General features: G+C 65.2%; 19 protein-coding genes. 12 read left to right on the top strand and 7 right to left on the bottom strand.

From position 1 onward, the window contains the following. Window positions 1-5: 5 nt before the first annotated feature. The 5 genes from IPP03_01440 to lexA all read right to left on the bottom strand — a co-directional run bounded on the left by IPP03_01440 (window position 6) and on the right by lexA (window position 7,667). Window positions 6-1,391 (bottom strand): IS4 family transposase, encoded by a 1,386-nt coding sequence (locus tag IPP03_01440; GenBank protein MBL0351423.1) that lies wholly within the window; start codon window positions 1,389-1,391, stop codon window positions 6-8. A gap of 461 nt (window positions 1,392-1,852) precedes the next feature. Next, entirely contained in the window at window positions 1,853-4,996 is a 3,144-nt protein-coding gene (locus IPP03_01435) for an error-prone DNA polymerase (protein ID MBL0351422.1), read from the bottom strand. Beyond that, on the bottom strand, window positions 4,980-6,419 hold the full coding sequence (locus IPP03_01430) for a DNA polymerase Y family protein (protein ID MBL0351421.1): 1,440 nt from the start codon (window positions 6,417-6,419) through the stop codon (window positions 4,980-4,982). Before IPP03_01430 ends, IPP03_01435 begins: the two co-directional genes overlap by 17 nt. After that, a complete protein-coding gene (imuA, locus tag IPP03_01425; protein MBL0351420.1) occupies window positions 6,352-7,065 on the bottom strand; it encodes a translesion DNA synthesis-associated protein ImuA in 714 nt (237 codons plus the stop codon). Before imuA ends, IPP03_01430 begins: the two co-directional genes overlap by 68 nt. Beyond that, complete coding sequence (gene lexA / locus IPP03_01420; protein ID MBL0351419.1) at window positions 7,062-7,667, bottom strand: transcriptional repressor LexA; 606 nt, start codon at window positions 7,665-7,667, stop codon at window positions 7,062-7,064. The genes imuA and lexA overlap by 4 nt, the downstream gene beginning before the upstream one ends. Window positions 7,668-7,735: 68 nt before the next feature. On the opposite strand from lexA, the gene IPP03_01415 reads away from it, so the two are divergent. From IPP03_01415 to IPP03_01375, 9 genes are all read left to right on the top strand, one after another. Next, the gene (locus IPP03_01415; protein ID MBL0351418.1) at window positions 7,736-7,957 is read left to right on the top strand and encodes a hypothetical protein; all 222 of its coding nucleotides are present in this window, start codon (window positions 7,736-7,738) and stop codon (window positions 7,955-7,957) included. Between the two features lie 222 nt (window positions 7,958-8,179). Then, complete coding sequence (locus tag IPP03_01410) at window positions 8,180-9,307, top strand: alanine--glyoxylate aminotransferase family protein (GenBank protein MBL0351417.1); 1,128 nt, start codon at window positions 8,180-8,182, stop codon at window positions 9,305-9,307. Next, window positions 9,294-10,583, top strand: coding sequence for a lytic murein transglycosylase (locus tag IPP03_01405; protein MBL0351416.1), 1,290 nt, complete (start codon window positions 9,294-9,296; stop codon window positions 10,581-10,583). Before IPP03_01410 ends, IPP03_01405 begins: the two co-directional genes overlap by 14 nt. A 10-nt stretch (window positions 10,584-10,593) precedes the next feature. Continuing rightward, complete coding sequence (locus IPP03_01400; protein MBL0351415.1) at window positions 10,594-10,944, top strand: hypothetical protein; 351 nt, start codon at window positions 10,594-10,596, stop codon at window positions 10,942-10,944. A gap of 51 nt (window positions 10,945-10,995) precedes the next feature. Then, window positions 10,996-12,126, top strand: a complete 1,131-nt coding sequence (locus tag IPP03_01395; GenBank protein ID MBL0351414.1) for an AI-2E family transporter — start codon at window positions 10,996-10,998, stop codon at window positions 12,124-12,126. Between the two features lie 3 nt (window positions 12,127-12,129). Further along, a complete protein-coding gene (locus tag IPP03_01390) occupies window positions 12,130-13,686 on the top strand; it encodes an efflux transporter outer membrane subunit (protein MBL0351413.1) in 1,557 nt (518 codons plus the stop codon). Continuing rightward, window positions 13,683-14,795, top strand: a complete 1,113-nt coding sequence (locus IPP03_01385; protein MBL0351412.1) for an HlyD family secretion protein — start codon at window positions 13,683-13,685, stop codon at window positions 14,793-14,795. The genes IPP03_01390 and IPP03_01385 overlap by 4 nt, the downstream gene beginning before the upstream one ends. A gap of 9 nt (window positions 14,796-14,804) precedes the next feature. Further along, the gene (locus IPP03_01380) at window positions 14,805-15,851 is read left to right on the top strand and encodes a DUF2955 domain-containing protein (GenBank protein ID MBL0351411.1); all 1,047 of its coding nucleotides are present in this window, start codon (window positions 14,805-14,807) and stop codon (window positions 15,849-15,851) included. Further along, window positions 15,848-16,306, top strand: coding sequence for a two pore domain potassium channel family protein (locus tag IPP03_01375; protein ID MBL0351410.1), 459 nt, complete (start codon window positions 15,848-15,850; stop codon window positions 16,304-16,306). The genes IPP03_01380 and IPP03_01375 overlap by 4 nt, the downstream gene beginning before the upstream one ends. On the opposite strand, the gene IPP03_01370 is transcribed toward IPP03_01375, so the two are convergent. Next, the gene (locus IPP03_01370; protein ID MBL0351409.1) at window positions 16,257-16,550 is read right to left on the bottom strand and encodes a DUF1684 domain-containing protein; all 294 of its coding nucleotides are present in this window, start codon (window positions 16,548-16,550) and stop codon (window positions 16,257-16,259) included. The genes IPP03_01375 and IPP03_01370 overlap by 50 nt on opposite strands. 418 nt (window positions 16,551-16,968) lie before the next feature. Here IPP03_01370 and IPP03_01365 point away from each other — a divergent pair, with 418 nt between their 5' ends. The 3 genes from IPP03_01365 (at window position 16,969) to IPP03_01355 (ending at window position 19,993) form a co-directional block, all read left to right on the top strand. Further along, a complete protein-coding gene (locus IPP03_01365; GenBank protein MBL0351408.1) occupies window positions 16,969-17,535 on the top strand; it encodes a lysophospholipid acyltransferase family protein in 567 nt (188 codons plus the stop codon). 154 nt (window positions 17,536-17,689) lie between these two features. Beyond that, complete coding sequence (locus IPP03_01360; GenBank protein ID MBL0351407.1) at window positions 17,690-19,726, top strand: spermidine synthase; 2,037 nt, start codon at window positions 17,690-17,692, stop codon at window positions 19,724-19,726. Between the two features lie 36 nt (window positions 19,727-19,762). Continuing rightward, the gene (locus tag IPP03_01355) at window positions 19,763-19,993 is read left to right on the top strand and encodes a hypothetical protein (GenBank protein MBL0351406.1); all 231 of its coding nucleotides are present in this window, start codon (window positions 19,763-19,765) and stop codon (window positions 19,991-19,993) included. Between the two features lie 255 nt (window positions 19,994-20,248). Here IPP03_01355 and IPP03_01350 read toward each other — a convergent pair whose 3' ends face one another. Then, a complete protein-coding gene (locus tag IPP03_01350; protein ID MBL0351405.1) occupies window positions 20,249-20,914 on the bottom strand; it encodes a hypothetical protein in 666 nt (221 codons plus the stop codon). Between the last annotated feature and the right edge of the window lie 83 nt (window positions 20,915-20,997).

Here is a 20,997-nt window from a genome sequence, read left to right as displayed (position 1 = left end):
GGCACTTACTTAAGCTTTTTGGGATGTCCATTTTTCATGACGATAGCTTTGGCGAGATTACGTGGTTTGGTGAGCATTGGATAGGGTTTAGGTCGTCGTTTGACGGCGCGAGGCTCGATCCGGCCCGGTCGGTTACCGACCTGTTGTTGGGCGATTAAAACGAATAGTTCGCTGTGTATGTTGTGATGGCTGCGGCTCGCAAAGGGTGCCCAGGCGAGCCAGATTTGCACGGTATGCTTGAAGCTCAGTTGGCGCGGCAATCTGTGGGAGAGCATTGCAGCCTGAGCCATCATTAACCGAATCAGATTGTAGGCGAGGAGATAGACCCAGATTTCCTTGATCGCCATCGCAGGCGTCAGGCAACTCAGTCGTTCCATGCCGAGCGTGGTCTTGATGTTGCGCAGATCGAGTTCAACGTGCCAGCGATCCCGATAGAGCGATTTCAAGGCAGTCTTGTCGGTTTGTTTTGGGCAAAGCAATGTCGTCACCCGTGTCTTGCCGCCGACCCGAAGCTCGCGTACGGTCAGACTCTCGGGGGCCTGATCGTAGTCGGCCTGAGGCATCCAGTCGGGTTTGCTGACGGGTTTTGGCAGCACGATCAGATGATCGCACTGCCCCAACTGCCGACCTCGGCAAAAATCGGTGGTGCGTTGCCGCGCGCCATTTTGTTCAAACACCGCATCAATGCACCGCTCGCGCAATGAGCAGAGGAGAAAATAGGTGGCGTAGAAGGCGTCGCCCAACAGTAAATCACCCTGCTCCAGAGAATCGAATACCGAACGCAGCAACGACTGCTCATCGCTGCCCTTGCCCCGACAGGAGCCGGTCGCGGCATTGAGGACCGCCCCGCTACCCAAACAAACGAGCCCAACGATCCGGCACTGCGGGAAACCCAGCCCCGGCTTCTGGCTCGTCGGTTGCGGGTAGACGACCTGATTGTCTGAGGTGTCGGGCATTACGACGGTCGTCCCGTCCACCAGACGGACGGGACGACCCCGCCAATGCCAAGCTGTCGGCGCCTGCGTGGCGACTCTTTGCCCCACGTGGCACGCCAGTGTACTGAGCATCTTCAAAGGCAAGCGCTTTCGCGCCCGGCAATAGGCGCCCGTGTGGGTGCTGCCCGGCACCAGGCCGCCAACCAGGCATTTGACCGCACGGTCATTGACTGCCTTCTGGCAGGAACGATCGGTGCTCAGCGCTTGGGCCAGAAACATCGACAACGTCTCCGTCGGGGGATATTGCCTTTCTCGGTGGGGCGGCAGTTCAGATTCCACGGCATCGAACAATTCCGGCCCCATCAACAGGTTGAAAAACGCATAGGCGTCGCTCTGGGCAGCGTGGGCCTTGACCGTTCGGTGTTGCTGTGCGCGTGTACTGCGGATAGGATGCATTTGGGCTGGCTCATCGTGGGCGGGTTGGGTATTTGGCGACGCCAACTTATCACGCGTCGATCCAGCCTGTTTCATCATTTGCATCAAAGAGTTGAACGTTAAGTAAGTGCCATTCGGATATGACCCTATATCAACCTCTGTGAACAGCCTCCTTGTAACTCATTGACTGTAAACGAGGATTTCGCCGATCAATGCCATGGTCATCTATCGGATTGATTGTCAACACACCCTAGGACAGCACGATTCACGAGTCGACAGCACCAGGGTGGACGAAAGAAAGCAGGCAGCATACGGCCATTCGCCACACCGCGATCAGCCGTGGAGAACGCCGCGCTGACCTTCGGCCTTGCCTATATTTGGCTAAACAAAGTCGTCAATTGGCATTGGATACCGGCTGCTTATGCCGCCCCTGCCAGGTCATCGTCCGTGCCTGGTCGCCGGATGGTTTTATCGCCAGGGGTTCAGTGAAAGTCCCGGCTGCTTGTCTGCAGCGGGCCGAGCCACGCGGACAGGTCGACCAGCCGCCGGGCGATCAGATGCACGACCTCGCCTTCCTTCTGTAACTGTCCGTAGACGCCGAGCAGGCTTGAACCGAGTAGTTCACGCCGTTGCTTGTCGACCAGTTGCGGATGGACGACGATGTTGGCGAGCCCGGTTTCATCTTCCAGCGTGACGAAGACGATGCCGGTCGCCGTGCCCGGCCGCTGGCGGCCGACGACGATGCCGGCGGTGCGGATCAGGGCGCGCTGGCCCGCCGTCTTCAGCGCTGCCGCCGTGACAAAGCGGCGTTCGGCGAGGTGCGGACGCAGCAGGGTCAGCGGATGGGGACGCAAGGTCAGGCCCAGGCTGCGGTAGTCGGCGACCAGGTTTTCGGCCTCGTTCGGCTCCGGCAGAATGGTCGCCGTTTCGGCCGGCGGCAGGCCGTCGAAGAGATCGCCCTGCACCACCGCCGCTGATTTTTCCACACTCGCCGCCCACGCCGCCTGCCGGCGATGGCCGGCCAGGCTGCATAGGGCATCGGCCGCGGCCAGCAGGTCGAGGTCGCGGCGCGACAAGCCGGTACGCGCAGCCAGGTCGGCCACATCAAAAAACGGGCGATTTTTCCGGTCGACCGCAACAATCCGTTCACCGGCCGATTTCGTCAAGCCATTGATCTCGCGCAGGCCGAGGCGCACCGCACCGCTGGCGTCAAGCCGGCTGTCCCAGTCGCTGGCGGTGACATCCGGCGGCAAAACCGTCACGCCATGACGGCGGGCGTCCTGGATCAGCAGCGACGGCGAGTAGAAGCCCATCGGCTGGCTGTTCAGCAGACCGCACAGGAAGGCCGCCGGGTGATGGCGCTTGAGCCAGGCCGAGGCATAGACGAGCAGCGCGAAACTGGCGGCATGACTCTCCGGAAAGCCATATTCGCCGAAGCCCTGAATCTGCGCAATGATGCGCCGGGCGAAGCTTTCCGGCAGGCCGTTGGCGGCCATGCCGGCGAGCAGCTTTTGCTCGAAGACTTTCAGCCCGCCCTTGCGCCGCCAGGCGGCCATCGAGCGGCGCAACTGGTCGGCCTCGCCGGGCGTGAAATTGGCGGCGACAACGGCCAGTCGCATGACCTGTTCCTGAAAGATCGGCACACCATAGGTGCGCTCCAGCACGGCATCGACGGCCGGCGAGATTTTCTCGATACGCTCCCGACCCTGGCGCCGCTTCAAATAGGGATGCACCATGTCACCCTGGATCGGCCCGGGGCGGACCAGCGCGACTTCGACGACCAGATCGTAGAAGCTGCGCGGCTTGAGGCGCGGCAGCATGGCCATCTGGGCGCGCGATTCGACCTGGAAGACGCCCATGCTGTCGGCGTGGCGGAGCATTTCGTAGGTAGCCGGGTCTTCGGGCGGAATGTCCTGCATTTTCCACGGTCGACCACAAGAATCGCCCAAAATCGACAGTGTCTTGCGGATCGCCGACAACATGCCAAGGGCCAGGATATCGACCTTCATCAGCCCCATCGCATCGAGATCGTCCTTGTCCCACTGGATCACGCTGCGTTCGGGCATCGCCGCATTTTCGACCGGCACCAGTCTTGAAAGCGGCCCGCGCGAAATGACGAAGCCGCCGACATGCTGGGTCAGGTGGCGCGGAAAACCACGCAGGGCTTCGGCGATGGCCAGCCATTTTTCAACGCGCGGCGATGCCGGATCGAGGCCGAGTTCGGCAAAGCGTTCCGGCAATTGCTCGCGCTTGTCCCACCAGGCCAGCGAAGCGGTCAGCGCGTTGATCTGGGCAATGCCGAAGCCAAGCACGCGGCCGACGTCGCGCAAGGCGCCCTTGGTCCGGTAAGTAATGAGCGCCGCGGCCAGCGCCGCCCGCTCGCGGCCGTATTTGGCGTAGATGTACTGGATCACCTCCTCGCGCCGCTCGTGCTCGAAATCGACGTCGATATCGGGTGGCTCACCGCGTTCCTTCGAGATAAAACGCTCGAATAGCAGCGAGGAGCGAGCCGGATCGACCTCGGTGATGCCGAGCGCGTAGCACACCGCCGAATTGGCCGCCGAACCGCGCCCCTGGCAGAGAATCTGACGCTCGCGGGCAAAACAGACGATGTCGTATACCGTCAGGAAATAGGCCTCGTAGGCCATCTCGGCGATCAGCTTCAACTCGTGCTCGACGCGTTCCCGAACGCCTTCCGGCACACGCGCCGGGTAGCGCCGCAACAAGCCGCGTCCGGTCTCGGCGCGCAGCCATGACGCGGGGGTTTCGCCAGCGGGGATAATTTCCTCCGGGTATTCGTAGCGCAGTTCGTCGAGCGAAAACGCGCAGCGCGCGGCAACATTCAGCGTTTCGCCCAGCAGGGCCGGCGGATACAGGCGCGCCAGACGCAGCCGGGTGCGCAGGTGACGCTCGCCGTTCGCGAACAGCGTATAGCCCGCGTCGAACACCGTCGTCTTCAGGCGCAGGGCGGTCAGCACATCCTGCACGGGCCGGCGCGCCTTGACATGCATATGAACGTCACCGGCCGCCACCAGCGGCAGGCCGCTCGCCGCGCCCAGCGCCTGCAGTGCTTCGAGCCGGGCGGCATCGTCCGGCCCGGCGTGCAGTTCGACGGCGATCCAGGCCCGACCGGAAAAATGTTCGGCCAGCCAGCGCCCGTCCGCGGCCGAGGGCGAATCCCCCGGTACCCACAACACCAGGCAGTCGGGCACGGCGCCGCTCGGCGAAACCACGTTCAGGTCATGGCGTTGCAGCGCGTAAGCGCCCTTCTCCGCCCGCCGTCGGGCCAGCGTGATCAGTGCCGACAGATTGCCGTAGCCTTCGCGGTTGCACGCGAGAAAGACAAGTTTCAGGCCGTCGACCGCGCCCGCCAGGCTACGCGGCCGAGGGCTCAAGTCCCCTTGGGGGATGCTTATTTCGCTGCCGACAATCAATTTCAGCCCGGCCTCCCTGGTCGCCAGATGCGCCCGCACGACCCCGGCCAGCGAGCATTCATCGGTCAGTGCCAGCGCCGTGTAGCCCTGTGCGACAGCCTGCGCCACCAGTTCCTCCGGGTGCGAGGCGCCGCGCAGAAAAGTGAAGTTGGAGAGGCAGTGCAGCTCGGCGTAATCAGGCAAAGAGACCATGCAGGAACCATCCTTGCGCATCGCGAAATACCCAGGCCCACTGCCCCTGCGGATTGCGGGCGACAAAATAGTCGCGCCGCACATCGCCTGCCGCACCTTTTTCGCCCTCGTCCCACCAGCCGCTTTCAAGGCGTTCGGCGCGCGACAACAACTTCAGCGGGCCATGCCAGTGCGGACTGCCGGCCCGTTCGGCCAGGGCTTGCGGCACCGGCAGCAGCCAGAGCGGACGTGGCGACCTGAATGCTGCGGTCGACGGCCCGGAAAGGGCAAAATCCGTGGCCGGATCGAACTGGCAGGTCGCGCACTCCGGCCGGTAGTCCGCCATCTCGCCGAGCACCTGCACCGCCGCCTCGCCAAGCCGGGCGCGCAGCCGTTCCAGGCAGGCCGGTGCGCCCTCGCCGGCAAGCGGCTGTTCGAACAGATGGGCGCTGGCTCCCGGCTTGCTCACAACCTCGTCAGCCTGCAAGCGCAAGGCCGCGACCGGCGCCGCCAGTTTCAGTCGCGCAAGATGCTCGCGCAACAGGCGCGAGAACCGCCCCTCATCAGCGGCCGGTTCGGCGAAGCGCAGGACCAGGGCACTCTGCGCGCCGTCGTCATGCGTCAGGTGCAGCGTGCAGGCGCGCACCAGCAGTTGCCGGCCATGCAGCCAGCCGCTCAGCGCCGCGAACAGCCGCTGGCTGGCGAAGGCCAGCGCCTCGGCATGTTCGACGCGGGCCGGCAGTTCGATATGACTGCTGAAGCTCTCGGGAAAAACGAAGGGCTTTTGTGGGTCGGGCAACTCGCCCCAGGCGTGCAACAGATCATCGACCGGCCCGTTGCCGATACGCCGGCGCAAACCTACCCCCGGCAAGGCGCGCAGATCGCCGAGACGCTTGAGGCCGAACGATTCCAGCCGCTTCACCACCTCGTCCGGCCAACCGGGAACGCCACAGGGCAAGGTGGCCAGGGCTGCCTGCATGGCCGGCACTTCCTGGTGGTTCCCGCCGGTAGCGGCCTGCGCCAGCCAGCGTGCCCCGAGCGGCGTCGGGGCGACAGCCCAGTTGACAGAGTAACCCTGCCCGGCGCACCCACCGAGCACGGCCTCGACAATGACCTCCACTCCACCGAACAGGCGCAGGCAGCCGCCAATTTCCAGCAACAGCCCGGCCGGCGGCGCCAGGCTCAGCGTCGGCGTAAACCGTCCAGCCCAGCAGGCCAGGCTTTCCAGCGCGCCACCCTCGCGCGCTGCATCGCGCTCGAAGACCGCCAGCCCAGGTTGCAGGCCGAGCGCCGTCGACAGCCTCTGCCCGGCGCTGACTCCCGCCTCGGCAGCCAGTCGGTCGCACACCAGCACCCGCCCGCGATTGACAACGGCGCTAGGCGACTGCCGCAGTGGCAGCGCTTCGAGCGCCAGCAGGGGAAAGTGAAGGGCCAACCAGAGCACGGTTCGTTCTCCCGGGACGGGCAATCGACAAATCGAGCGGCTGCGCCGCCGGTCGGCCGCGCCGCTTGAGAATACGCACCGACACCCCCTCCCCGCCCGCCGCCAGAAGAATTCGCAGGGGTGCCGGCGAAGGTGCCGCGGCCAGCGCCAGCGGACGCCACAGACAGGCCAGGGTTGGCCGACCCTCCGCCGCCACCTGCAAACGGCGCAGCGCCCTGGCATCGATACCGGCCTCCGGCCAGGCCAGCACGCCGGCAAAGCCGCCGCAGGCGAGCAATTGCTCGCAACACCAGGCCGCCTGCCGGCCGGCTCTGACCACCACCAACCGCTCCAGCGCCAGCCCCGCCGCCGCCCAGGCCGGTGCATGCGGCAGCCAGGGCGGCGCCACCAATGCCAGCCAGCCGCCTGCGGCCGACAGGCGAACCAGCGCGGGCAGCAACAGGCTCATTTCGCCGAGACCGCCGCGGTCGACCAGGATTTCGGTCAGATTTCCACGTGGCCAGCCGCCGCCCGGCAATTCGGCATCGAGATCGGCATGCCCGCTCGGCACCGCGTTTTCCGGCAACCTGGCCAGCGTGTCGCCACGCCAGACATCGCCCCTCGCCAGCACCTCCGCGAGCGCTGCCGGCGAGGGCGGCGCGCTCATGACAGGCTGCCAGTTGCCCCGCGGATCAGGCCGACGGCGATGCCCTCGATGGCGAATTCGACTGCGCCGGGATCGACGATGATCGGCTCGAAATCGGGGTTCTCGGCGATCAGTTCGATCAGGCCGTTCCTGCGCTTCAGGCGCTTGACCGTGACCTCCTCGGCTACGCGGGCGACGACGATCTGGCCATCGCGCGCCTCGCTGGTCTTGTGCACGGCCAGCAGGTCGCCGTCGAGGATGCCGGCGTCGATCATCGACAGACCGCGCACCTTGAGCAGATAGTCGGCGCGCGGGCTGAACAGGTGGGCGCCCAGCGCATAGCGCCCCTGAACGTTTTCGACGGCGAGAATCGGCGAACCCGCCGCGACGCTGCCGATCAGCGGCAGCCCCAGTTGCTCGACCAGCCGGATGCCGCGTGCCGAGCCAGGTTCGAGGACGATGGCACCCTTCTTGGCGAGCGCCTTCAGGTGGTCTTCTGCCGCATTGGGCGACGCGAAACCGAAGGCGCTGGAAATCTCCATGCGCGTTGGCGGCGCGCCCAGCACTTCGAGCGTGTTGCGGATGAAATCAAGAATTTCCTGCTGCCGCGGGGTGAGTTTCATGGCCTGCTCCGCTAAAAACTAATGGCTGTATTTTTATACAGTAAATCATTTTTTGCAAGCAGAGAATCATGCTCACACGAGTATCAAAAAGGGAACTGCTCGCCGTCTCGCAGAGTGCAGGCAACCCGCTCTCGTTTCAACTGCTTCCTCAAAACCAGCTTTCCACGCTCATCCATGCCATGGATTTGAAACACGTTTCTGGCCAGACCAAGGCCAACTGGCGCAATCTTCATCTCGGTCGCCCCTCTCGTTCAATCGGATATTGCTATCGTTACCCTTTGGCACTTTGATGCCGATTCGGGGAGGGACGACCATCCCATTAGCCCTCCGCGTGACTCCTTGAGGGTGAACGATTATTTTTAAGGGTTCACAACGTTGGCATTCGGGCGATTGCCTTGGGGCACCCCGCAGAACCCCGCAAATTGACCGCGTCGCTATAGAATGTGCGGCTGATAGACATCCTGCGAGAATGCCCGGCATTCCCGCAATCACAAACAAATCCGGAGAGAACCGTGTCCGCACTACTACCCAACGTTGACCCCCAAGGCCTGCTCGAATATTCGGTGGTCTATACCGACCGTGCGCTGAACCATATGTCGCAGCGCTTCCAGGGGGTCATGAAGGACATCTCGCGCATCCTGAAGGACGTCTACAACGCCCAGGCCGCCGTCGTCGTCCCCGGCAACGGTACCTTCGGCATGGAGGCGGTGGCGCGCCAGTTCGCCAGCGACAGGAAAGTATTGGTCATCCGCAACGGCTGGTTCAGCTTCCGCTGGACACAGATTTTTGACATGGGAAAGATTCCCTCCGAGACAATTGTGCTCAAGGCGCGCCAGGCGGGCAGTGGCCCGCAGGCACCTTTCGCGCCGCCGCCGATCGCCGAAGTCGTCGCCGCGATCCGCGAACAGCGGCCCGAGGTCGTCTTCGCGCCGCATGTCGAGACCGCATCGGGGATGATCCTGCCCGATGATTATCTGAAAGCCGTCGGTGACGCGGTGCGCGCGGTCGACGGCCTATTCGTGCTCGATTGCGTCGCCTCCGGCACGGTCTGGGTCGACATGGTCGCGAGCAACGTCGATGTCCTGATCAGCGCCCCGCAGAAGGGTTGGAGCGCTTCGCCGTGCTGCGCCCTGATTGCTCTCGGCGAGCGCGCCCGCGCCCGGGTCGACGTGACGACCAGCAGCAGCTTCGCCTGCGACCTGAAGAAATGGCTGCAGATCATGGAGGCTTTCGAGAACGGCGGCCACGCCTACCACGCGACGATGCCAACCGATGCGCTGGCGGCAATGCGCGACGTCATGCTGGAAACCGAAGCCTACGGTTTCGCGCGAGTCTGCCGCGAGCAGCAGGAACTCGGCCGCCGCGTGCGCGAACTGCTTGAAAGCCGGGGCTACCCGAGCGTAGCTGCCGAAGGCTTCAAGGCGCCCGGTGTCGTTGTCAGCTACACCTCCGATCCGGACATCCAGAACGGCCGGAAATTTCTCGCTGTCGGCCTGCAGACCGCGGCCGGCGTCGCGCTGCAATGTGACGAACCACCCGAGTTCCGGACCTTCCGCATCGGCCTCTTCGGGCTGGAGAAGCTGCACAACCCGGAACGCACCGTCGATAACCTGGCCAGGGCGCTCGATGCCATCACCTGACCGGCATATCCCACCGCTACCAAAGAACGCCCTGTCGCGCGCAACACGCTGCGCCGCCGCTGCCGCGCTGCTGGCTCTCGCCGGCGGCTCCAGTCTTGCGCAAGCCCAATCGCAATCCGAATTCGCGAGCTGCCTCGCCCGGCTGCAACCGGTGGCGCAGCGCAGCGGCGTCCGCCCAGACAGTTACAGCCGCTTTACCCAAGGCGTGCAGGCCGACTTCGCCATTCTCGACAAGCTGAACTACCAGCCTGAATTCAAGCTGCCAATCTGGGACTACCTCTCCGGACTGGTGGATGACGAACGGATCGCCGACGGCAGAGCCGCTCTTTCACGCCACGCCGACGTGCTGCAACGTATTCAGGCGACCTACGGCGTCGATCCGGCCACCGTGGTGGCGGTCTGGGGCGTCGAGAGTAACTACGGCCGGATCACCGGCAAATACCCGCTGGTCCAGGCACTGGGCACGCTTTCCTGCTTCGGCCGGCGCCAGGGCTATTTCCAGGGCGAGTTCTATGCCGCCCTGCGCATTCTGCAACGCGGCGACATCTCCCCTGACCGCCTCAACGGATCGTGGGCCGGCGCCTTCGGCCACACCCAGTTCATGCCCGCCACCTACGAGCGCCTGGCCGTCGATTTCGACGGCGACGGACGCCGCGACCTGGTCGACAATACTGACGATGCACTGGCGTCGACCGCCAATTTCCTGCGCAAGGGCGGCTGGCAGAGCGGCCTGCCGTGGGGCGTCGAGGTCAGGCTGCCGGACGGCTTCGACACCGGCCTCGCTGGCCGTACCCGCAAGCGCACGCTTGGCGACTGGGCGGCCTCCGGCCTGACCCTGGCCGATGGCCGCCCGCTCTCCGCCAGCGGCCTCGCCACGAATGAACGTGTCGGACTGCTGATGCTGGCCGGCCCGCGCGGCCCGACATTTCTGACGACGCGCAATTTCGACGTAATCTATGGCTACAACGCAGCCGAGAGCTACGGGTTGGCGATTGCCCATCTCTCGGATCGTCTGCGCGGCGGCTCGCCATTCGCCACGCCATGGCCCACTGACGACCCCGGCCTGTCGCGCGCCGAGCGCCGCGAACTGCAGGCTCTCCTCGTGGCGCGCGGCTACGACATCGGCGAGATTGACGGCATGCTCGGCGACAAGAGCCGCACCGCCATCCGGCAGGAACAGACCCGACTCGGCCAACCAGTGAACGGGCGCGGCGGCCAGAAGATCCTCAACGCGCTGCGCAACGACAAACCGTCCCAAACCACTGTCAAACAATGAGGTAACCGCCATGTCCAAAGCCGTACCTTGCGTTCTGGCCTGTCTTCTGGCGACTCTGCCGCTGGCCGGGTGCGTTGTCTACGAACCGGTCGGCTACACGACAACCCAGCCGGCCAGTTTCGACCGTTCGTGGAACGCCGCGCTCGACGCGGCACAGGATATCGGCATCGCCGTCGCCTCGGCCGACCGTGCCAGCGGCCGCATCTACGGCCGGCACGCCGGTGCCGATGTCTTCATCGCCGTGCTGCCACAGCCGGACGGCAGCCTGCGCGTCCAGTTCGACGCCAAAAATCTCGGCCCGCAGGACCAGAACCTAGACCAACGCTTCACCCAGACCTACAATCGCCGCATGGGTCGCTGACCCACCCGCGCCCTTTCCGCCGCATCTCCATCCATCACCTGAGCGCACATCATGAACCTGCCTTGCAAACCCGATAATGAAATGGAAGAACGGATCGCCGCCCGGTTGCTCGACGTCCTGATCCGCGCCGGCCTGATCCTGGCGATGGTCCTGCTCTGCTACCGCGTCTTCTCGCCCTTTCTGACCCTGATGGTGTGGGCGTTGATCCTGGCGGTGACGATGTATCCGCTGCACCAGTCGCTCGCCCGGCGCATCGGCGGCCGCCAGGGGCTGGCCGCCACGCTGCTGGTGCTCATCGCTTCCGTCGTCATCCTCGCGCCGACTGCCGTTCTGATGAGCTCGCTGGGCGATTCGGTACACCAACTGATCGAGAAGGTGCAAACCAACACGCTCGCACTTCCCGCACCGCGCCCCGGCGTGGCGGAATGGCCGCTGGTCGGGAAGAAGGTCCACGCCGCCTGGTCACAGGCCTACAGCGACCTGCCGGCACTGATCCAGAGCATGCAACCGAAGATCGGCGACCTGGCGAAGTCGGCGCTCGGCTTCGTCGCCAGCATCGGTGTCGGGCTCCTGCAATTCCTCGGCTCCTTCATCATCGCCGGCATCGTCATGGCCTTCGGGGAAGCCGGCCACCGCGGCAGCCACTCGATCTTCGAACGCATCGTCGGCCCCGCGCGCGGCGGCGAATTCGCCCGCCTGTCCGTCGCCACCATCCGTGCCGTCGCCCAGGGCGTAATCGGGGTCGCCTTCATCCAGGCGATCGTCGTCGGCCTCTGCCTGCTGATCGCCGGCGTGCCGTGGGCCGGCGTGCTGGCGGCGATCGTCCTCGTCCTTGGCATCGCCCAGGTGCCGGCGCTGATCGTCACCCTGCCGGCCATCGGCTACATCTGGACCAGCAACGGCTACGGCAACGTCGAGGCGATCGCCTACACCGTGCTGCTCCTCGTCGCCGGCATGGCGGACAATGTCCTCAAGCCGCTGATGCTCGGCCGCGGCGTCGATGCGCCGATGCCGGTCATCCTGATCGGCGCTCTCGGCGGCATGGCCACCGCCGGCATCCTCGGGATGTTCGTCGGCGCCACCCTGCTGGCACTCGGCTACCAGATCTTCATGGGCTGGGTGGACGCCAACCCGGCCGTCGCCGCGAAACACGCGGAAAGCTCAACCCCGCCCGCCAACTGAGCGATGCCGCAGCGACGACGTTTCCGTCCGCCAGCCAGCCTGACGGGCGTTGCCGCCAGCATGTTGTTGTGCGCCTGCACGGCGGTCGGCCCGGATTTCAAGCGCCCGGACGTACCTTGGCTGGCCGACTGGCAGCCCCCTTCCAAGGCGGCGCCGGTAACCGTGCCGGCACCCGGCCGGCCGGCACCGGACGACGAATGGTGGCGCCACTTCAACGACCCGGCGCTCGACCAACTCGTGGTCGAGGCGCAGCGCCTGAACCCTGGCGTGCGCACCGCCGGCATGCGCATCATGGAGGCGCGCGCCCAGCTGGGCATCGCCGGCAGCGCCCTCTACCCGCAGTTGCAGCAGTTGAGCGGCGAGGTGCTGCGCGTCGGCCAGCAGCAGTCGGGCGGGCCGGATACCACCTTCACCGCCTACAGCACGGGTTTATCGATCGGCTGGGAGCTCGATTTCTGGGGCAAGTTTCGCCGTGGCGTCGAGGCGGCCGACGCCTCCTACCTGGCGAGTATCGCCCAGTACGACGACGTCCAGGTCCTGGTCGCGGCACAGGCGGCCAGCCTCTACAGCGCGATTCGCACCATCGAGCTGCGTCTGCGCATCGCCCACGAGAACGCCGCTATCCAGAAGCGCAGCCTGGAAATCACCGAACACCTGTTCAAGAGCGGCAATGAAGCCGAACTCGACGTGCAGCAGGCGCGCAGCCAGTATCTCGGCACGCTCGCCACCATCCCTGAACTTGAGGGCAGCCTCCGCCAGACGCAGAACGGGCTGTGCGTGCTGCTCGCCCGGCCACCCGGACCGCTGCCGGAAATGGCGGCCGGCCGCGAGAAAATCCCCGAGGCGACGATCGACGTCATCGTCGACATGCCGGCCGACCTGCTGCGTCGCCGTCCCGACGTGCGCACCGCCGAAATGCAGCTTGCCGCGCAATCAGCATTGATCGGCGTCAGCGAGGCGCAACTCTACCCGTCGATCGCCCTCGCCGGCACGGTTGGCCTGTCCGCCACCTCGCTGGCTTGGGGCTCGCGTACCCTGGACTGGGCGGTCGGCCCCGGTTTCGTCTGGAACATCTTCGACTGGGGGCGACTGAAGAACCAGGTTCTCGTCCAGGACGCCCGCTTCCAGCAGATCTACGAGCAGTACCAGGACGTCGTCCTGCGCGCCGCGCGCGAGATGGACGACGCCGCCGTCGGCTTCGCCAAGAGCCGCGTCCAGGTGGATATCCTGCAGTCGGCCGTGCAGGCTGCCGCCCGCTCGCTCGAAATCGCCACCATTCAGTACCGCGAGGGACTGGTCGACTTCCAGCGCGTGCTCGATTCGCAGCGCGCCCTGTTCAGCCAGCAGGAACGGTTGGTCAGCACCCGCGGCGCCGTCACGCAGAGCCTGATCGCGCTCTACAAGGCGATGGGCGGCGGCTGGCAGCCCGCCCGGGAACGCCCCGTGGTCGACACGGCGACGCGTGAAACGATGGGCGAGCGCAGCGCCTGGAAGGATCTGCTGAATGCCCCCCTCCCACCCGCGGCGGCCGACTCGCCATCGCCGAAGGACACCCCATGACCCCGGATTCCCCTGTTCCCCAGCCCGCGCCGGACACCGGGCGCGGTACGCGCATCGGCGCCCTCGCCGTCGCCGTCCTGATCGTCGTCAGCCTCCTTCTTTACTTTATCGGCGATCGCCTGACCCCGCACACCTCGCAGGCGCGCTTCCAGGCCTTCGTCGTGCCGGTCGCCGCCGAAGTTCCCGGCAAGGTGCTCAAGGTCCACGTCCGCAACAACGACGAGGTCGAGCCGGGCCAGCCGCTGTTCGACATCGACCCCGGCCAGTACGAAATCGCCCTGCAGCGCGCTCGCGCCGATCACGAGTCGGTGCGGCGCTCGGTCAACGCCTCGGCGGCCGCCGTCGACGCCGCCCGTGCTTCGCTGCAGGCAGCCGAGGCCAACCGCGACATGGCGGAAAAGGATGCCAGCCGTCAGGAGCGGCTGTATGCCGAAGACCCTGGCGCCATCTCGGTGCGCCGCCTGGAAATTGCCCAGTCGACCCGCGAGGAATCGCGGGCCAAGGCCAAGCGGGCCGAGGCCGACCTGCGCAAGGCGCAGGAATCCGCTGGCGACAGCGGCGATGCCAATGCCCAGTTGCAGAGCGCCCGCAAGGCCGTGGAAAAAGCCGAGCTCGACTTGGCGCGAACTCGCATCGTCGCCCCGGCGCGCGGCACCGTCACCGACCTCCAGCTCGACGTGGGTTATTTCGCGGCCGCCGGAACGCCGCTGATGACGCTGATCGCGCTGCACGACCTGTGGATCAGCGCCGACATGACCGAGAACAACCTCGGCAACATCGATCCCGGCGACGAGGTCGCCATCGTCCTCGACGTCATGCCGGGCGAGGTGTTCAAGGGCCGCGTCCGCAGCATCGGCGGCGGCGTCGAGAGCGGCCAGGCCGGCTCCCCGGGCGCCCTGCCGACGGTGCAGAACAGCCGCGACTGGCTGCGTCAGGCGCAACGCTTCCCGGTGGCGATCGAGTTCGACCCCGCCGAACGCGACCGCCTGCACGGCGCGCGCATCGGTGGGCAGGCCGACGTGCTGGTCTACACCGGAGACAACCCGGTGATGAACCTGCTCGCCGCCGCCTACATTCGAGTCATGAGCTGGCTCTCCTACCTCTACTGAGCGCCGGCCATGCAGCGCGCTGACAAGGCCACCCTGCGCCTGGCGAGCGGACTCGGCCTCGCCGTCCTGATCGCCTACGGGTTCGCGCTGCCAATGCCCTTCGTCGTCTGCGTGATGGCCGTGCTTGTACTGTGCAAGCCGGGCCCGCCGCTGCCGCTGCTCAAGGGCGCCGTCGCGGCGCTGGCCTTCGCCGCGCTGGTGGCCGCCGGCGTGGTCATGGTCCCGCTGCTTGAGCACTACGCGGTCGCCGGTATCCTGCTGACGGCCGGGGTGCTGTATGGCATCTTTCTCATGGGGCTGCGCAGCGGCAGCCCGCTCACCATGATCCTCGTCATCGCCTTCGCCCTGATCCCGGTCGTCGGTGTCGCCGACCAGGCGCTGATCGGCATGTTGAGTCTGACACTGGCCATCGGGATCGGCACCGGAACGCTGGTCAGCAGTCTCTCCAACGCCCTGTTTCCCGATGCACCCGGTCCCGCCGGCAGCGCCGCCGGGGCGCCGACCATGACCACCGAGGCGGCACGCTGGATCGCCCTGCGCGCGGTGCTGATCGTCATGCCGGTCTTCATCCTCGCCCTGACCAATCCTTCGCTCTACCTGGCGGCAATTCTGAAGACGGTCGCCCTCGGCCAGCAGGCCGGGGAAACCGACGCCCGCCACGCCGGCCGCGAACTGGTCGGCTCGACCCTGATGGGCGCGCTGATCGCCGCGCTGGTCTGGCTCGGCCTTTCTTTGCTGCCCAACCTGTGGATGCTCATGCTGTGGCTGACGGCGGCCGCGCTGTGGGTAGGATCGGGCATCTTCGGCACGCGGCGCACGGCATTCCGCCCCTCGTTCTGGAGCAACGCGCTGATCACGGCGCTGATCCTGCTCGGCCCGGCGATCGAGGACAGCGCCAGCGGCAAGAGCGTGCTCCAGGCATCAACCGTCCGCACCGGCCTCTTCGTCGCCGTCGCGCTCTACGCCTGGGGTACCGTGTGGCTGCTCGAGCGCTGGCGCGCCGCGCGGGCGCCGGCCGCCAAACCACCCTGCAACACCATGGAGGAAAGCGCATGACACTGAGTAACTATCTGATCGGCCTGCCGGCCATGCTGCTCTGCCTGATCCTGCAGGTGGCGGTCGCCTTCTGGTGCGTCCGCTACTACATTCGGCAGGCGGCTGACGGGCCGGCACAGCCCGGCTTTCTCGCTGGCATCCGTCCGCTGCTGGTCGCCATGCTGGTGATGATGGTCGGCAATTTCCTGCAGATCGCCCTCTGGGGTGCGCTCTTCCTGTGGCTCGGCGAGTTCGGGGAACTCTACGAGGCGATCTACCACTCGGCCGTCAATTTTACCTCGCTCGGTTACGGCGACATCGTCATGAGCAAGGAACACAAACTGCTTGGCCCCCTCGAGGCGCTGAACGGCGTGCTCATGCTGGGTATGACCGCCGCCGCGCTGATGGCGATCCTGCAACATCTGATCAAGACGCAGAGCCAGGCGCTGGCAAGCCATAACGAACCCCGCGTCTAAATACCCACGGCCCATTTCTTCTCGCCCACCGGCACGGCGAACGGCAGCCAGTTCTCCGGGGCGACAACGGGCACGTGGCAAAAGGCGTGATAGCGCAGGGCGGTTTGCAGATGAAGTTGAATTCGAGGGCAATTTTGCCGTCGACCGCGGCAGGTGCCTTCAGGAAGCACCCGGCGCCGTAGGTCTCCCTGCCGCGGCTCGCATCACGGAAGGCGAAGAAAACCTCCTTGTCGCTGACCGACATCGACTACCTCCATCTTGCACGGCAGTGACAGCAACTGCCATTCCGCCTCGATCCGCCAGGCGGAGTCAAAAGCGAAATGATCCAGGGTGGGAGTCGACTTGCGCGCCGCCCAGTTGCGGTCGCGGACCCGGGCCACCCGGCGACTATCACGGTCGACGATGAAAAATGAACAGATTTCGTGGTTGACCGCGGACGGCTGGCCCGTGGCATCGGTCCGTATTGTGCATGCCGAACCCTGGTGTACCGATACTCGCGGATTCCAGAGTTCGCGGAAGCAGGAATTTCATCCCGCTGGATGAGGCCAATCCCCACCCAAGCCGAATCTGGGGTATCTTCCACTGCCCCCGAGTCTCAACCATTGACCGGATGGCTACGCGAGCCACGTGCCCTCGCCTGCCACTTCCGGAACGACCAGCCGATGCATTCGACAATCTTCGACACTCCCATCATCAACACTCTGATGCACTGGCTGTCGCGGCTTATATTGTGGCTGTCGGGATGGCGCATCGAAGGCCGCGCGCCTGACGTCCCCAAGTACGTGCTGATTGCCGCCCCGCATACCAGCAACTGGGATTTTCCCGTGACCCTGATGGTCTGTTTTGCGTTGCGTCTGAGGGTCTACTGGATGGGAAAATCCAGCCTCTTCCCGCCGATTGGCGCCGGCTTGATGCGTTGGTTGGGAGGCATTCCGGTGAACCGGGAACGCTGCGGTAATCTGGTGCAAGGCACAATCGAGGCATTTCAGCGCAGCCAACGCCTGACCGTGATTATTTCCCCCGAGGGCACGCGCGGCAAGGTCAGGCACTGGAAAACCGGCTTCTACTTCATCGCCCACGGCGCTGGCGTGCCGATCGCCCTGGGTTATCTGGACTTCCGGCAAAAATTGGCCGGCATCGGCCCCCTGTTCGCGACAATGGGCGACATCGATGCCGACATGTCCCGGATTCAGGCATTCTATGTCGACATTGCCGACAGGAAGTCGTAGCCTTCCCCGCACACTTTGCGATTCCGGCATTGGTGCCATCAATGCCATCGCGGAGCCGTGCGGCTTGCCAGTCAGTCGCAATGCCTGGGTCTCGACAGTGCGCGAGGCGGTCTTCTCTTAACAGGGCGTGCTTGCGCCACCAGCGACAACTCCGATGAAAATCGACCTGCGTTTGACCTTCCACTACGGGCTGACAATATTTCTCAGCGCCTTCCTGCTCTTTCAGGTACAGCCGATGATCGGCAAGATGATCCTGCCGTGGTTCGGCGGATCGGCGTCGGTGTGGACGACGTGCATGCTCTTCTTCCAGATGATCCTGCTGCTCGGCTACCTTTATTCCCACTGGATCGTCGCCCGCCTTTCGCCGCGCCGCCAGAGTCAGTTGCACATTGTCCTGCTGCTCGCCAGTCTGCTGGTCATGCCGATCTCCCCGAGTGACGCCTGGAAACCGACTGGCGCCGAAAACCCGACACTGCGCATCCTTGGACTGCTTCTCGCCTCGATCGGCCTCCCTTACTTCGTGCTATCGACCACCGGCCCGTTGGTCCAGGCGTGGTTCGCCCGCGAGCGTTCCGGCCAGGTTCCCTACCGGTTGTTCGCACTCTCCAACTTCGGCTCGATGCTGGCGCTGATCGCCTATCCCCTCGCCATCGAACCGGTACTACCGACGCGCCTGCAGTCATGGGCATGGTCGGGGCTTTTCGCCACCTTCGTCGTCTCCTGCGGCCTGCTCGCCTGGCGCGGACGCAACAGCCAGCCCCTGGCGCTCAAGCACCACGATGACATTCAGCCGATCACCGGCCGCCAGCTAATGCTGTGGGCGGCGCTGGCTGCCTGCCCATCGATACTGATGGTCGCCAACACCAGCTTCCTGACCGAGAACATCGCCCCCATCCCGTTGCTCTGGGTAGCCCCGCTCAGCCTCTACCTGCTTTCCTTCATTCTCGCCTTCGGGAGCCGCTGCTGGTACCGGCGCGCTGTGTACCTGCCGCTGCTCGTCGTCAGCCTGGCCGCCCTGGCCTGGCTGCCGACCCTGGGCTTGAGCGCGCTGCCGATTCAGTTGTCGATGGGGATCAACCTCGTCGCCTTCTTCGTCGCCTGCATGGCATGCCACGGCGAACTCGCCAGGCTTCAGCCGCATCCCGCGCAACTGACCACCTATTTCCTGATGCTCGCCGCCGGCGGCGCCCTCGGTGGCTTTTTTGTCGGCGTCGTCGCTCCGTATTTCTTCAACAGCCACTATGAACTCTCGATCGCCATCGTGCTCACCGGACTGGTTGTTGCCATCGCCGTCATCGCGACGCTGCCCGTCGGGGAGCGGCGCTGGCGACTGGCTGCCGGCGCCGGCAGTGCGCTCATCCTCATCGCGCTGACTGGCGTGCGCGTGGCCGACCACGTCGCGGAAAACAGCGGCGCCGACGCCCTGCTGCGCAACTTCTACGGCACCCTGACCGTCCATAGCAACCCGGAAACCGGCTTCCGCACCATGCTGCACGGCCAGATCATCCATGGTCGGCAGTTCATCGCGGCCGACAAGGCGCTGTCGCCGACCACCTATTACAGCAGTGAAGGCGGCGCCGGCAAGGCGCTGCTCGCCAAGGCTGGCAGCGGCCCGTTGCGCGTCGGCGTCGTTGGCATCGGCATCGGCACGCTCGTCGCCTACGGCCGCGCCGGTGACTACTACCGCCTCTACGACATCGATCCGCTGGTCATCGACGTGGCCCGCAGCCACTTCAGCTTCCTCGCGCAAACCCGGGCACAGACCGACATCATCCTCGGCGATGCCCGCCTGCAACTGGAAGCCGAGCCGCCGCAGCAGTTCGACGTGCTGATCGTCGATGCCTTCTCGGGCGATTCGGTGCCCGTTCATCTATTGACCCGCCAGGCCTTCGAACTCTATTTCCGCCACCTGAAGCCCGACGGCGTCCTCGCGGTGCACATCACCAACCGCTTCCTCGACCTTCGCCCCGTGATCAAGGCTGCCGCCGACCACCTGGGCCGGCCCGCGCGCATCGTCGATCACGACGACGACCGCGAGAACGGCATCTTCCGCTCCCGTTGGGCACTGATCGCCCAGGATGACACCTTCTTCTGCCACCAAGGATTCGAAGATGCCAAACTGCTGGCCGACAAGCCGGGTTTCCGGCCGTGGCAGGATGACTACAGCAGCCTGTTCGCGATCCTGATGTAAGGCGTGCAAGGCGCCGCTCGGGGTAGAATCCTGGCCATGAGATCAGCAACGCCAATCATCATTCTGCTGGCCAGCCTGGCCGGTTGCGCGCTCTTCCCGGGCTGGCACTGGGAGAAGCCCGGCGCCGCGCCCGGTGAATACGACCAGGACGTGACGTTCTGCAAGCAGCGGACCTACCCCGGAGTTGACGGCATGGTCACCAACGAGAGCGTGCGGCGGATGCACGGCTGCATGGAGGCAAAGGGCTGGCGGAAAGCGCAGAATTGAGCGTTCCATGCGCGGACCGCCGCGACACTCTTGTTGTCGCTCCCGCAAGCACAATTGGGCACCACTTGCGAACGCATGGCCAAGGCTGGCGCCGTCCTGCGCCGACGCGCCTCGATTCCAGTTGCCCACGTTCCATCGCGTTCAGCATCATCTGCGCTGCCGGTCTGCCGTTTATTCCATCCTCTAAAAATCGATCGTGCAATCCCGTCGACCCATGGCAGAAATGATCGTTCACGGAATCATCAACCCCCGACGCTAGCGCCGCGGAGCAGCGCCGCAACCGCTCCGGCAGAGGCTGCAGGTACTCAGGCAGTGCTCACAGTCGCTGTGGCGGCAACGTTTCTGGCAAGCCCAGAGCTTGTCACCACAGGCACGGGTACAGTTGTTCCAGGCCGTCTGCCGCACTGACGGCTGCCTGGCGAGCGGCAGTTGCAGCACGCCGTCACTGGTCACCCGGCAACTGGACAGGTCAAAGCCGCGCGGAGGTCCGGGCAGGAAGGCCCATTCGGCGTCGCTGAACGTGAGTGCGGCCTGCAGGGCCGGCACATCCTCGCTCCGCGGCAACTTGCTGCCGAGCAGCGCGCCGAGACCAAGGCAATCCGCCTCGCGGGCGATGTCGGGAGCGCTTTCCGGGCCGGCAGCCGGGAGTCCAAGGCGGGCACATTGGTGCGCATAGAAGAACAGCCGACTGGCCGAACCGAGCCACGGCAGCACGTCCGGGTTGTAGCGGATGAAAGGCTGGCCCTGCTGGCTTTCGTTACGCACCAGCATGGTCTGCTCGCGGTCGACAGCGGCAGCTACCGTCCTGCCCTGGGCATCGAGGCAGTTGTCGAAAATCAGCGGCTCGGCGGCCGCGGCGAGGAAGGGCAAGAAAAAAATCAATGCAACCCCGTGGCCGCGCAGAACAAATCTGGTGATCATCGCGTATTCATACTGTTTTTAAAGGGAAAACTATGAATCAATGGCAGCCAGCCAAGCGCTACGCCGTGGCCCTGATAGAGGCT

The sequence above is a fragment of the Candidatus Dechloromonas phosphoritropha genome, from assembly GCA_016722705.1.
Lineage (GTDB): Bacteria > Pseudomonadota > Gammaproteobacteria > Burkholderiales > Rhodocyclaceae > Azonexus > Azonexus phosphoritrophus.
The sequence above is the reverse complement of the archived record's forward strand: the minus strand, read 5'-3'. Positions and strand labels throughout refer to the sequence as shown.

Coding starts and splice junctions, on each gene's coding strand:
- imuA (MBL0351420.1), bottom strand. CDS start 7,065: ATGAGCGCGCCGCCCTCGCCGGCAGCGCTCGCGGAGGTGCTGGCGAGG.
- IPP03_01370 (MBL0351409.1), bottom strand. CDS start 16,550: ATGTCGGTCAGCGACAAGGAGGTTTTCTTCGCCTTCCGTGATGCGAGC.
- IPP03_01355 (MBL0351406.1), top strand. CDS start 19,763: ATGAGATCAGCAACGCCAATCATCATTCTGCTGGCCAGCCTGGCCGGT.
- IPP03_01435 (MBL0351422.1), bottom strand. CDS start 4,996: ATGGTCTCTTTGCCTGATTACGCCGAGCTGCACTGCCTCTCCAACTTC.
- IPP03_01405 (MBL0351416.1), top strand. CDS start 9,294: ATGCCATCACCTGACCGGCATATCCCACCGCTACCAAAGAACGCCCTG.
- IPP03_01375 (MBL0351410.1), top strand. CDS start 15,848: ATGACACTGAGTAACTATCTGATCGGCCTGCCGGCCATGCTGCTCTGC.
- IPP03_01350 (MBL0351405.1), bottom strand. CDS start 20,914: ATGATCACCAGATTTGTTCTGCGCGGCCACGGGGTTGCATTGATTTTT.
- IPP03_01365 (MBL0351408.1), top strand. CDS start 16,969: ATGCATTCGACAATCTTCGACACTCCCATCATCAACACTCTGATGCAC.
- lexA (MBL0351419.1), bottom strand. CDS start 7,667: ATGAAACTCACCCCGCGGCAGCAGGAAATTCTTGATTTCATCCGCAAC.
- IPP03_01390 (MBL0351413.1), top strand. CDS start 12,130: ATGCCGCAGCGACGACGTTTCCGTCCGCCAGCCAGCCTGACGGGCGTT.
- IPP03_01385 (MBL0351412.1), top strand. CDS start 13,683: ATGACCCCGGATTCCCCTGTTCCCCAGCCCGCGCCGGACACCGGGCGC.
- IPP03_01415 (MBL0351418.1), top strand. CDS start 7,736: ATGCTCACACGAGTATCAAAAAGGGAACTGCTCGCCGTCTCGCAGAGT.
- IPP03_01400 (MBL0351415.1), top strand. CDS start 10,594: ATGTCCAAAGCCGTACCTTGCGTTCTGGCCTGTCTTCTGGCGACTCTG.
- IPP03_01380 (MBL0351411.1), top strand. CDS start 14,805: ATGCAGCGCGCTGACAAGGCCACCCTGCGCCTGGCGAGCGGACTCGGC.
- IPP03_01360 (MBL0351407.1), top strand. CDS start 17,690: ATGAAAATCGACCTGCGTTTGACCTTCCACTACGGGCTGACAATATTT.
- IPP03_01395 (MBL0351414.1), top strand. CDS start 10,996: ATGAACCTGCCTTGCAAACCCGATAATGAAATGGAAGAACGGATCGCC.
- IPP03_01440 (MBL0351423.1), bottom strand. CDS start 1,391: ATGCATCCTATCCGCAGTACACGCGCACAGCAACACCGAACGGTCAAG.